Consider the following 11785-nt stretch of genomic DNA (forward strand, 5'->3'; position numbering starts at 1 on the left):
GTCTCGATGATGTCAGGCGTGGTCTTATGTTGGAAAATCCGGCTGTTGTGGCGCAGCGAGAGACGTTCCAGCGCAGGCACCAGCGTCAAGGCATAGCGAGTATGGTGATGACCAATGTCGCCCTGCGTGAACGCGCGTGCTATCCCATGTACGCGCTGCACCAACACTTGATTGCGGTACATGCGCAGCTCGACCTGTCGATCCACTACTTGGTCTGCGGTTAAGTCATGCCGACGGCTGGCTAAGGTGATTTGATAACAAAAACCGTAACAAGGTCGATGATGAAACACGCTGGCAGACAAGGACTCTTGCCCATCGAACTGAGTCACAACCAAGGCATCATCGCCGAGTCCTTCTATATTGATGGTATACGCTAAAGTGGCCATTTTTTCTCCTCGGGGAAAAGGGAGAAAGCCATAACGTTAACGTACAGTACCACTCATGGCGGTTAAAGATTAAGGCTTCCTAGATACCCAACTAGCGAGGGGGATGTGTGAGCACTTGCCCTCGATCGCTTGTCATTTGAATCACACTGATTTTTCATCTTTATGCTGTTGATTGAGTATCAGAATTGTTTCAATATCAAACAATTTGATCTTGGTTCTATTGCTTGATGAGAAGATAATGGTCATTTAGTATCGAGGGGTTAACGTAGAAGTTGGTTAACTTACCTTGTTCGGTTGATTAAGGTGCTAATTTTTTACTCTTTAGCACCAGTAAAACGAATATCTTGCAAGTTAAACCCAAGCTCTATATCCGTTTTCAGAGCGGCTATTTGTTTGCATCGGCGCGCTGACTCTATATGTTCATCGAGTTTTTTTCTGTACTTAGCGGGGAGCGCTTCACTGGCGTAAGCTTGTTCGATATCTTCAAATTGATTCAGAATCTCTTTTGCGGCTTTAGGACCAATGCCTGGTACACCCGTTACCTGACTTGAGCTAATCCCAGTTAATCCCCAGTAATCCGCCAATTGCTTAGATTTAACGCCAAACTCATTCTCGATAAATGGTTCATCTAACCAACGATGTTGGAAGTAGTCACGGATTTGCAGAGTCGGTGAGAGTAACTGACAGTAGCCCTTATCTGTCGATACAATAGTGACTTTCTCATTGTGGTTGGCGACTTTCATGGCGAGTGTCGCTACCAGATCGTCAGCTTCATCACCTTCAGAAAGCAACGAATCGATTCCAATCTTCCACCATGCATCTTGGATCGACTCTAACCCTTTTAGTAAAGGCTCTGGCATTGGCTTCCGATTTTGTTTGTATTCTGGAAGTATTTCTGCTCGCCATCCTCGCTCTTGCAAGTGGTGGTCAAACACTGCGATGATATGCGTCGGCTTGGACTCAGACAATATCCTATGCAGGGTACGAGATGTGGTTGATATCGTTCTTGCTATATCGTTGGGATCAGGTTGGGCTGAATGGACTCGGCGGATCAGGTTTAGCGCGTCGATAATAACAAGATGAATAGACATACAAATCAAAAAAATAAGGGCACAGGGCCCTTATTGTATCGGATGAAGCTAAGAATGCCAGTCACTAACTACTGGTCTTAATCTGATAGCAAGGTTCGTATGCGGTGCCCCCTGGCAGTTTCATACGGTCTTGCTCAACGAAGTCTCTAAGCAACTTATCCATTTTTTTCATCAGAGTTGCATCGCCGTCCAATATAAATGGACCATGTCGTTCAATCTCTCGGATCCCTTCTGCTTTTACGTTACCAGCCACGATTCCAGAGAAGGCTTGACGCAAGGCTGCGGCGAGATTTTCTGGGCGTTGATTGAGGTGCAGATCAAGGCTCGACATATTGTCATGCGTTGGGTCAAACGGTAACTGAAACTCTGGCTCAATTTTTAGTGACCAGTTGAAGCTGTAGGCGTCACCTGTGTCTTTACGGTGTTGACGGACTTCTGCCATGCTCTGTTTCATGATTTGAGCGACTTTGGCTGGGTCGTCGACAACAATCTGGTAATGCTTCTGAGCATCTGGACCGAGCGTATCCCCAATGAAGCGGTCAATGGAGTTAAAGTATTCTGCACTCTCTTTAGGCCCTGTTAGCACGATACGTAGAGGTTGATCTGCGTTTTCTGGGTGCATCATGATACCCAAAATGTATAGCAACTCTTCTGCGGTCCCCGCACCTCCAGGGAAGATAACAATACCATGCGCCATTCGCACAAACGCTTCTAAACGTTTTTCGATATCAGGCATGATAACCAGTTCATTCACGATCGGGTTTGGCGGCTCTGCGGCAATGATCGATGGCTCAGTGAGGCCAAGATAGCGTTGTTCATAGTAACGTTGTTTGGCGTGTCCAATTGCCGCGCCTTTCATCGGCCCTTCCATTGCGCCGGGGCCACAACCTGTACAGATATTCAACTCACGTAGACCCAGTTCGTTACCGACTTCACGTGTGTATTGGTACTCTGTTGCATTAATCGAGTGGCCACCCCAGCAGACAACAAGGTTAGGTTCGATACCCGGAGTGAGTGCCCCCGCATTGCGCAAGATACCAAAAACAAGGTTAGTGATATGGCTAGCGTTGGTTAAGTTGAGACGCTGATTGTCCGCAAGGTGCATGTTAACGTAGACGATATCACGTAGAACCGAGAACAGATGTTCTTGGATACCTTTGATGATTTCTCCATCAACGAACGCATGTTCTGGAGCGTTACTTAGCTCTAGTTTGATACCACGCTCACGGCGCACCACGTTTACATCAAATGATTTGTACTTATCCAGCAGCTCTTTTGAGTTGTCAGTATGACTACCTGAGTTGAGTACCGCTAGAGTACAGTTACGGTAGAGTTGGTAAAGATCACTCGAAGCAGTTTTCTTAAGGCGCTCAACTTCAAGTTGAGAGAGTAAGTCCATACTGCCAGCTGGACTGATATGCGTGATCATAGTGACCTCCTTGAACAGTACTCTAGTCGAGTACATTATCGTTGTTATTCTTGTCCTTATGAGTTGCCAACAAGTAGTTATTGTTCAGCAACGGTCTTTTAAGCTTAGCAGGTTTTTGATGATATAAAAGCTAACTGTTTGATATATATAGATCAATCACAGTTTCATTGTGGCAGGAGAGTTGGCGACAGAAGGTTTAACGCCAAACGAGCTGGTTTTTACCGATACTTTTCGCTTCGTTGAGGCACAAGTTGATTCGCTCTAGCACTTCTTCTGGAGTGTCAGAGTCTTTGAAAGCTGTGCTCGCGGCGGAAAGTGTGATGGTTAAATTACGGTCACGGAATTTGAACGGCAGTTTAGAGACCTGAGTCTGTATAGTCTGAATAAGATTAAATGCGTCAGTGTCTGTGACTTCTGGCAGCAAAAGAATGAACTCTTCGCCAGAAAAACGTGCAACCGTGTCGGTATCTTGCAGCTCTTTCTTAATGGTACGAGCAATGATCTTAAGGGCTTTGTCTCCCGCAGCATAACCAAAGCTGTCGTTGATCGACTTAAAGCCATCAATATCCAGCAGCACCACCCGTAAGCAGTGTTGGGCGCGAATCCAACGTCGATACTCGAGTTCTAAACGATCACTGAAGGCGGCACGATTATATACCTTCGTCAGTGGGTCCAATAACATACGCTGAGCCTGATCTTCTAAACGGCGGCGGTAGTCTTGCGTTACGTCGTATAAGGCTTCCAGTTGATTCTTGCCATAGTCCATACGTTCAAGCAAGGCTTGCTCACGTTGTTCGGCATGCTTTAATCGTTCCGTCAAAGAATTGAGTTGAGCAAGTAGCGGTGTTACTTGTGATTTCAGCGACTCCAGATTGGTTGCCGACGTCACTTTTGCTTGAGTATCGCTCAGCAGATCGGTGAGTTCACCGTTCATTTCTTGGCGATGTTCAAAATAACTGTGTGATTGCTGGACGTTTTGCGCTGAACTTTTCAGTGTGGATGACAGAGACGCGTTGACTTGTTCTAGGAACTGTTCAGAGGTCTTACGCTCATAATGGGTGCCATCAATGACCAACTTGAGAGTTTGCAGCGTCATCTCAAGTAATACGTGGCTATTAACGCCAATAAGCAATTTAGCTCGAATATCGGCCAGCAACTCGCCTGATTCACCCTCAAAGTCCAGTTCGGTAATAAGGTGCTGTAACTCTTCAGACAACCTCAGCAGCAATTCACGGTCGGACCTGCTGGAGATCTTATTAATGCTGAAATCAGGATTAGAAGTGATGATTTTAACAGAGCGTTCGTAGAGACTGAGAAGACGCAGAGCTTGTTCTGCTTTTGAGTGCTCAAGACCGCTGGAGTAACTCAGTAGATCACGTAGATCGCGTTTTATCTTAGCGGGCAGCCCAGTAAGACGCAGCAGGGTTTCACCGCTGTGTTTAATTTGCGTGTCTAAGTGCTCTGTCTGTTTTTCCATAGCCAAGCCTTGTTGTTTAAGCAAGCGTTCTAATACCGCGAGTTTCGGTATTAGTGTACTGACGTCTTGTTGTTGCTCTATAGCTTGTTTTAGTTCTATTAGACCCGTCTGAAGTCGCGGGTTTTCACTTTTATAGGCGGCACTAAGCGACGCAATAATGCGTTGGAGTACCTTTTGTTCTCTTTTAAATTTGAACGAGGTATCCCTTTGTGTCAATCGAACCTGTTCCAATTGAGATTTCAGGTTGTGCAGCTGTGACTGAAGATCTTGTTCGAGGACGCCCATGAAAATCTAAACTTAAAGATAGAATCTAATTTATTTATTAATCTGTCGATAATATCAAATAAAACGAGGGCGTCACGACTTACCACGTTTGATTGACGAGCTTTTACTCATCTTTTAGTAGTTTTTTGATGCTGTCCTCATTCTTGAACGAAGAGTGTACTTTTATTAGCCCTTGGTTGATGGAATGCTTGCAAGCCTTGCGGATATTACCAGTGGCTAAACTTGCAGCAGGTGCGTTTTCAATGGCTTTTAAATAGACCCATTGACTTGAATGTTCTTTCATACTCAGTGTGCGAGCGGTACTGGTTGACATCAGTAGTACATCAATTAGTTCCTTATCATTAACCGCAGTATACGCTCTTGGAAGGAATGGATAGTCTGCCATACCAATACGAATGACGCGGTTAAGAATCCGATCAGGCTTGAATTCCATGATCCATTGTTGGATCTTTTCGAACATGGCCTCTGGATCGGTACTGTCTTTACTATTTGGTTCGATATAAAGCAGATTGGCATCGGAAAAATGGTAAATACGCGCAGGGTGCTCCACTTTTTGTTGTAGATAATCGCCAAATGCACGTTCTAATTTGAGTCCTTCCTGATAACCATGTTGAAGGTACATATTGCGCAGGAAAGGGACATCAATCATCACAAAACGTAAACGATCATTAAGTGGCTCATGTATCAGTTCCCCTACATGCCATTTTTCAAACTTGTGGCTGCTTTCTTCTAGTGAAGCTGGCAACTTCGCATTGAGCATCCGTAGGTTTTTCAGCCCTGAACGGGAATGCGTATAAAGATCTTCATTAAGCTCATCGAGCTCTTCTTTCTGGACATTGATTACGTGACCACGGCGCAACAAGAAGATAAACAGTAAGGCGCAGAGAAGAAACAGCGTAAAGGTAATGTTTTGGAACTTGCGATATTCATTGTGCGTCTTCTCCAACTGCTCTTTCTGTCCGTTGAGATGAAGAGTTTGCTCGACGAACTCCTTCTGCTGACGAAATGCGTCTTCGCTGATCAGATCGAGTTGCTGCTGCTCAATGGTCGCCAAGGAGTTGTATTGAACCAGATATTTGAGAGCAAGCTTATACTCTTTATTGAGTTCGTAGCCGAGGTAAAGCAGCTGACACGCTGATTTTTGCGTGCCGATATCCTGCTGCTGTTTGGCAATTTCTAGAGCTTTACGCGCTTTGGTAATTACCTTTTGTGGCTCCTGTTTATGAAGAGCTAAACCGGATTCAAGGAGATACGCATAGGACTTTAACCGTGGAATCTCCGCATAGGCCAGTAACTCTTGTGCTCGGTCTAAATACTGCTCAGCCAATGTGTAGTTGACTAGATGCAAGTAGGTAGCCGCAAGAGAGATGCGAATTTCAATCACGCTCTCAATATTGTTCTGTAGACGTTCATGATCCATTGCGTTGAAGTAATGAACTAATGCGAGATTATATTTTGCCTGCTGGAAATAGATGTCCCCCATGCTTTTGAGAATGGGAGCAAGGGCAGGGGAGTTCTGGTAGTTGTCGAAAAAGTCTGCCGCCTGTGAGTAGTGATCGTTGGCCTTATCTAATACCTTTCGTTCGTAGAAGAGCTGGCCCAGAGTGCGGTTGACCTCAGCGAGCTGTCGAGCTGAGTCTGTTTCTATCGATTTCCAGTAACTGATGAGTAATTCAGAGAGCGCTCGATTGTACTTCTTGTTAGCAAGCAGGTGCTGACCCACAGTTGTGTGATACTCGATCCATGTGTGGATTGACTTCGCACTTTCAACATACGGCTTAGCTGCTAGGTAATACTCATCTGCGATGGCAATTTCACCTTCTTTTGACGCAATGGCGGCTTTGAGCATGATGATGTTGTATTTTAATCCACGAGCGAGCTGTTGTGAATTGCCAATTTGGTCAAACTCTTGTTCGACTTTTGATAGCACGTCTCTTGCTTTGATCGCGTTACCATCAATAAGCCAGTTGAGCCTAAGTTCGTCGAGCTTGGTTTCGATAAGTAAATAGGGTAATCGATAGGTTTGAGCTAAGGTTTTCGCTTCTTGCAGATATTTTAGTGCGCCGGGTACATTACCGATATTAAAATCTGCTTGAGCCAATATTCTTAACGCATCGATAGTGCTACCCGGAGTGCGTGTCCGACTGTCGGTTTCATCTCGAGAAATGCCAGAAGGGCTCTGATCGGTTTTATCAGATAAGGTACGCTGGTTAAGATAATCCGTCGCTAATTGTTTCGCCTGTTTGGGAACAATATTGACCAGACTATTCGCTTCGTTTAGTGATGGTGAAGAATAAATCGTACTCGCCATCAGGGGTGAAGACACCATCAGCATCAAAGCGCAGATGTAGTGTTTCCAGCGTATTCTTATCATTCTGAGTAATTCCTATTGGCGAGCCATACGTTGATTATGATTTGGCTGGCTGTTCACATTTGAACGATATGGGTTGATGTCCAAGCCTCCGCGACGCGTGTAGCGTGCGTAAACGGTCAAGGTTTCAGGCTGACAAAATTCCATTATGTCAGTGAAAATACGTTCAACACACTGTTCATGGAACTCATTGTGTTCACGGAATGAAACGATATAGCGTAGCAGTGCTTCACGATCTATCTGCTTACCCTTGTATTGAATTTCAACGCTGCCCCAGTCTGGCTGGTTGGTGATTAGGCAGTTTGATTTAAGCAGGTGGCTGTGTAGGCTCTCTTCTACCACTTCGCCTGTAGCAGCACCTTGAATCAGTGTTCTGTCGAAGTCATAGCTAGTTATTTCGATGTCCTGCTCATCAATACACTCTCCATCCATAGTGACGATGAGTGAATCAGTGTAGTCGACAACAGAGCGAACCGTGACGGAAACCTCTTCGCCAGCGCATTGAGACAGATCTTTGACCAATACGCGCTCCACCTCGTCCCAAGATGAAAATTGGGTTTGATTGAAACTATTTAGGTAGAGCTTAAAAGATTTGGATTCGATTAGGTTGGCACTGGTCGCAGGGATTGAAACCTCGCCAATCGCAACTTGTGGCAGCCCTTTGTCATTTAACCAAGAGAGTTCGTACAAAGTCCAAATATCACAGCCTTGGAACGGCAGGCTATCGCCAAGCTCAAGATCATCTCGGTTGAGGCTGCGAGGAACCGGTTGCAGTAGGCTCGGGTCATACTGGTTAGAATACTCAGTCTTTTGGCCTAAGGTTAGACCGGCAAGTTCTTTGGCGTCAGAATATTTGCTCATACTTTTGTTCATTTTCTATTAGAATGTCGAGAATTTTACGCAATCCCGCTGTTAAAAGCGAATATTCATGTTGGAGAATCTAATGGCTGATAATGCCTTACAAGCGTTACTCTCATTCAGTGAAAAATATCGTCAGGCACACTTAGATGTATCAGGTCTGTTACCGACGAGTACTGAGTTGGTGGATCTCGTCTCGCCATGCGTTGAGAGAAAGAGCGATGAGGCGGTAGAGTGGCAAGCTTGTCAGCGAGACACTCCTGCGGATTTTACCAATGTTGAAAGCGCGATAGAGCTGAGCCTGCATCAAGATATCAAGACCTTTTACGGTTCTCAATATAGCGCAGATATGGAGGCGACTTGGCAAGGTAACGAACTGACTTTGCTCCAAGTTTGGAGTGACGACGATTTTGTTCGACTACAAGAAAACATCTTAGGGCACCTTGTTACTCAACGCCGCCTAAAACTTAAACCTACGGTATTTATTGCTGCAACGGATGCGGAACTGGACGTGATTTCGATCTGCAACCTTTCGGGTAATGTCATCCTCGAACGCTTAGGGACGGATAAGCGAGATATCTTAGCGCAAGATATCGCTCAGTTTTTAGCGAATCTAGAGCCAGTGGTGTAAGTATGTATGTTGTAGAACTTCAGTTCGAGTGCTTCGATAACACGACCATCTCGGCAGTGGACAAAGCAATTAATGGTTTGATGGATGCGTTTCGTTATAACGGTCAAGTGCTCGGCCGTGAATTTCCAATTGTGATGGGGGATGGCGAGTTTTATGTTCGCGTCGTCTGTCCAGAGCAAGATAGTTTGCACCCTAACTACCACTCTGATTTTGTCAAAGTGTGCCTTAATCGTTTAACTGAAGCTTGTCTGCTGGCACCCAAAATGCGTTTACTTGGGCGCGACCTAAACTCGGAAGAGGCGGCGGAACAAGAAGCGCCAAGCTGGCAAGTTTTGTATACCACGTATGTTCATACATGTTCTCCACTGCGTAGTGGTGAAACCCTGTTACCAATCCCACTTTATCGCAATGATCCGACGCTGAATGGTGACCATAAAGCCGTGATTAAGTGGCAGACAGAGTGGCAGGCATGTGACGAAATCCAGATGGCAGGTGGCTGCCGAGCAGAACATGCCGCTTTGCATGAGATTTGCGATACTGACAGCGTTCTATTTAAGCGTGGTTGGGATTTACGTGGTCGGATTGAGTACATCACTAAGATACCCACGTATTACTACCAATACCGTGTGGGTGGAAAAAGTCTTGCGGATGAGCAAGCGCGTAAGTGTCCAAAGTGTGGTGGAGAATGGCTTTTGGACCAACCCTTACACGATATCTTCTATTTCAAGTGCGACGATTGTCGTATCGTTTCCAATATCTCTTGGGATCACATCAAGTAGTCAGAGACATGATAATAAAAGACCCGCAATTATTGCGGGTCTTTTTCGTTGTGGCTATCGGTTTTACTCTCTGACTCTTTTGTGGAATCAGGCTTCTTGTCCATCTGACCAAACTTCATCTTGGCTGTATATTTTAGTGCGGCAATGTTACCAATGATGACACTCAGAACAATAAAGATGATAACCCAAGGGTTGGTGAGGAGTTCCATCACAATACCTACTGACAAATATTACTAATAAACTGATTGTAGATCGTTTCTAGCTGCGCTAACACCGCTTGCTGACCCAAAATTGGCGTTCTCTCAAGCTGTTGCTTAAGAGTCGAGAGCGTCAATAGTCGCAAGCACTGCTCTGCACTAGAACGATGACTTATGTGCCATGGCTCAAAGGCAACGCCACCAAGGTCTTTTGCATAGGGGAGAAAGAATCCGTGCTGAGCAAGATTCTCTTTCAACCAGAGATAGAACTTAGCTTGATGACCGCTAAGATATTCCCAAGGCTCCAGTTGCAATTGAGTATCGGCTGGCAGGCTGTCTCGGTCAAAAAGATCGAAGTCGGTTCCCCAATGGTGGCGGCTACCCCCTGGCAGGGCAGACCAGCGTAAAATGGCCATGACTTTTTGCTCTTCAGACAGGCCTCCCACCTCTAAAGGTTGGCTGTTACTGTCTAGAATCATGGTGTTTCCCGACATCTTGTTGTTCCAGATGGTTTTCTGACGCTCAAAGTCGCGAAATCCACTGGCGATGTTGAGATTAAAACCAGCCTGAGCAGCCGACGCTTTGAGGGACAACAGATCATGACTCACCTGTGGATGAACCAAAAAAGCTTTTTGCCCCACCATAGTTTCTACTAAATGGGAGCGGGTTTGTCCGGTTAGCTGCTCAGGTGTCATGATCACGCGAGTAAGTTCTCTAGAGTTTTCTGATACATAGCAGTGAGTTTTTCTAAGTCAGCGATTTTGACGCACTCGTTCACTTTGTGAATAGTCGCATTTACCGGACCTAACTCAACGACCTGACCACCCATTCTTGCGATAAAACGGCCATCTGACGTACCGCCTGTTGTTAATAGAGCCGGTTTAGTCTGATTAACGGCGTCTACTGCATCGACGACGGCGTCAAGCAGTGCGCCAGTATCAGTCAGGAATGGGTCGCCGTTGAACGTCCATTTAAGCTGGTAATCCAGATCATGTTTATCCAGAGTCTCAGTCACACGCTCAACGATAATCTCATTGCTAAGTTCAGTACTGAAACGCAAATTAAACTGCACGTTGAATTCACCAGGAATCACATTCGATGCGCCAGTACCGGCGTGTACGTTAGGGATCTGAAAACTGGTTGGCGGGAAATAGGCATTGCCTTGGTCCCACTCAGTGGTCGCCAATTCATGGATAGCCAGTAGTGATTGATGAACTGGGTTGCGCGCCAAGTGTGGGTAAGCAACGTGACCTTGAATCCCTTTAACCGTGAGATCACCAGTAATAGAACCGCGACGACCATTCTTGACCACGTCGCCGACCACTTCAGTACTGGATGGTTCGCCCACGATACACATATCGATGGTTTCGCCACGTTCCATGAGAGCTTCAACAACTCTGACCGTGCCGTTAATAAACGGACCTTCTTCATCTGAGGTGATGAGAAAGCCAATTGAACCTTTGTGATTTGGGTTCTCGGCGATGAATTGTTCTACTGCGATAATCATACTCGCTAACGAACCTTTCATATCCGCAGCACCGCGACCATGCAAAAACTCACCTTTAATGGTGGGCTCAAAAGGTGGCGTATCCCAGTGTTCTAGTTTTCCAGCAGGAACAACGTCTGTATGACCAGCAAAGGCAAAAAGTGGCGCTTCGGTGCCACGGCGAGCCCAAAAGTTAGTGGTGTCTTCAAACACCATCACTTCGATATTAAAGCCAAGAGCCTCAAGACGTTTAATCATTACATCTTGGCAGCCTGCATCTTCTGGTGTTACTGATTGACGGCTAATTAAATCTTTTGCGAGAGCCAGAGTCGGGCTGTCTGTCATCCTTGAAATCCTTTACTTATGTTATGAAAAAATAGCGGCGTACTGGTCGGCTTTAAAACCTAGGTGGTAGGTGCCATTGGCAACCAGAATAGGGCGCTTGATCATTGCCGGTTGTTCTACCAACAGTTCAATCGCACTGTGTTGGTCAAGATTGTCTTTTTGCTCTTGAGAGAGTTGGCGAAAGGTTGTGCCGCGTTTATTGACGATGTTCTCCCAGCCAAGTTGCTGACAGAATGTCTCAACCATCGCTTTGTCGATACCTTGTTTGCGGTAATCGTGAAAATGGTATTCCACTCCCTCTGCCTCAAGCCATTTTTTTGCTTTTTTGATGGTCTCGCAGTTAGGGATGCCATACATGGTGATTGTCATACTAGAACCTTCGAAAGTGACTTTTTTAATATGTTTTCTGCATCCTAGCAGGAACTACACAGCGAGACAAAAGTGTGATGG

General features: G+C 45.7%; 12 protein-coding genes. 2 read left to right on the forward strand and 10 right to left on the reverse strand.

Going from position 1 to position 11785, the window contains the following annotated elements; genetic code table 11:
• From ACQEXT_RS10815 to queF, 6 genes are all read right to left on the reverse strand, one after another.
• On the reverse strand, positions 1-386 hold a 386-nt coding region (locus ACQEXT_RS10815; RefSeq protein WP_426952018.1), incomplete at its 3' end, for a contractile injection system protein, VgrG/Pvc8 family.
• A 314-nt stretch (positions 387-700) separates the two neighbouring features.
• The gene (xni, locus tag ACQEXT_RS10820) at positions 701-1477 is read right to left on the reverse strand and encodes a flap endonuclease Xni (RefSeq protein ID WP_138971815.1); all 777 of its coding nucleotides are present in this window, start codon (positions 1475-1477) and stop codon (positions 701-703) included.
• A gap of 64 nt (positions 1478-1541) precedes the next feature.
• On the reverse strand, positions 1542-2906 hold the full coding sequence (ppnN, locus tag ACQEXT_RS10825) for a nucleotide 5'-monophosphate nucleosidase PpnN (protein WP_331416449.1): 1365 nt from the start codon (positions 2904-2906) through the stop codon (positions 1542-1544).
• Positions 2907-3102: 196 nt separating this feature from the next.
• Positions 3103-4668, reverse strand: a complete 1566-nt coding sequence (locus ACQEXT_RS10830; RefSeq protein ID WP_426952020.1) for a GGDEF domain-containing protein — start codon at positions 4666-4668, stop codon at positions 3103-3105.
• Positions 4669-4771: 103 nt separating this feature from the next.
• Positions 4772-7042 carry a tetratricopeptide repeat protein gene (locus ACQEXT_RS10835; RefSeq protein ID WP_426952021.1) on the reverse strand — a complete coding sequence of 757 codons (2271 nt, stop codon included), beginning with the start codon at positions 7040-7042 and terminating at the stop codon, positions 4772-4774.
• 12 nt (positions 7043-7054) lie between these two features.
• The gene (queF, locus tag ACQEXT_RS10840) at positions 7055-7900 is read right to left on the reverse strand and encodes an NADPH-dependent 7-cyano-7-deazaguanine reductase QueF (RefSeq protein ID WP_269377894.1); all 846 of its coding nucleotides are present in this window, start codon (positions 7898-7900) and stop codon (positions 7055-7057) included.
• A gap of 82 nt (positions 7901-7982) precedes the next feature.
• Here queF and syd point away from each other — a divergent pair, with 82 nt between their 5' ends.
• Positions 7983-8528 (forward strand): SecY-interacting protein, encoded by a 546-nt coding sequence (syd, locus tag ACQEXT_RS10845; RefSeq protein WP_426952024.1) that lies wholly within the window; start codon positions 7983-7985, stop codon positions 8526-8528.
• A 2-nt stretch (positions 8529-8530) separates the two neighbouring features.
• The gene (locus ACQEXT_RS10850; RefSeq protein ID WP_269377892.1) at positions 8531-9307 is read left to right on the forward strand and encodes a Zn-ribbon-containing protein; all 777 of its coding nucleotides are present in this window, start codon (positions 8531-8533) and stop codon (positions 9305-9307) included.
• Positions 9308-9336: 29 nt separating this feature from the next.
• On the opposite strand, the gene ACQEXT_RS10855 is transcribed toward ACQEXT_RS10850, so the two are convergent.
• The 4 genes from ACQEXT_RS10855 to ACQEXT_RS10870 are packed head-to-tail and all read right to left on the reverse strand — an operon-like array spanning position 9337 to position 11704.
• Entirely contained in the window at positions 9337-9516 is a 180-nt protein-coding gene (locus ACQEXT_RS10855; RefSeq protein ID WP_269377891.1) for a DUF2897 family protein, read from the reverse strand.
• An 8-nt stretch (positions 9517-9524) separates the two neighbouring features.
• On the reverse strand, positions 9525-10199 hold the full coding sequence (locus ACQEXT_RS10860) for a M15 family metallopeptidase (protein ID WP_426952077.1): 675 nt from the start codon (positions 10197-10199) through the stop codon (positions 9525-9527).
• A 2-nt stretch (positions 10200-10201) separates the two neighbouring features.
• Positions 10202-11335, reverse strand: a complete 1134-nt coding sequence (dapE, locus tag ACQEXT_RS10865) for a succinyl-diaminopimelate desuccinylase (protein WP_426952025.1) — start codon at positions 11333-11335, stop codon at positions 10202-10204.
• 21 nt (positions 11336-11356) lie between these two features.
• On the reverse strand, positions 11357-11704 hold the full coding sequence (locus tag ACQEXT_RS10870; RefSeq protein ID WP_426952027.1) for an ArsC family reductase: 348 nt from the start codon (positions 11702-11704) through the stop codon (positions 11357-11359).
• Positions 11705-11785: the final 81 nt, after the last annotated feature.

Origin of the sequence: Vibrio sp. TRT 29B02 (assembly GCF_050113655.1) — a bacterium.
Lineage (GTDB): Bacteria > Pseudomonadota > Gammaproteobacteria > Enterobacterales > Vibrionaceae > Vibrio.

Bases quoted from the DNA above. Each gene is read 5' to 3' on its own strand.
- queF (WP_269377894.1), bottom strand. From the start codon at position 7,900: ATGAGCAAATATTCTGACGCCAAAGAACTTGCCGGTCTAACCTTAGGC.
- dapE (WP_426952025.1), bottom strand. From the start codon at position 11,335: ATGACAGACAGCCCGACTCTGGCTCTCGCAAAAGATTTAATTAGCCGT.
- ACQEXT_RS10850 (WP_269377892.1), top strand. From the start codon at position 8,531: ATGTATGTTGTAGAACTTCAGTTCGAGTGCTTCGATAACACGACCATC.
- ACQEXT_RS10860 (WP_426952077.1), bottom strand. From the start codon at position 10,199: ATGACACCTGAGCAGCTAACCGGACAAACCCGCTCCCATTTAGTAGAA.
- syd (WP_426952024.1), top strand. From the start codon at position 7,983: ATGGCTGATAATGCCTTACAAGCGTTACTCTCATTCAGTGAAAAATAT.
- ACQEXT_RS10835 (WP_426952021.1), bottom strand. From the start codon at position 7,042: ATGATAAGAATACGCTGGAAACACTACATCTGCGCTTTGATGCTGATG.
- ACQEXT_RS10830 (WP_426952020.1), bottom strand. From the start codon at position 4,668: ATGGGCGTCCTCGAACAAGATCTTCAGTCACAGCTGCACAACCTGAAA.
- xni (WP_138971815.1), bottom strand. From the start codon at position 1,477: ATGTCTATTCATCTTGTTATTATCGACGCGCTAAACCTGATCCGCCGA.
- ppnN (WP_331416449.1), bottom strand. From the start codon at position 2,906: ATGATCACGCATATCAGTCCAGCTGGCAGTATGGACTTACTCTCTCAA.
- ACQEXT_RS10855 (WP_269377891.1), bottom strand. From the start codon at position 9,516: ATGGAACTCCTCACCAACCCTTGGGTTATCATCTTTATTGTTCTGAGT.
- ACQEXT_RS10870 (WP_426952027.1), bottom strand. From the start codon at position 11,704: ATGACAATCACCATGTATGGCATCCCTAACTGCGAGACCATCAAAAAA.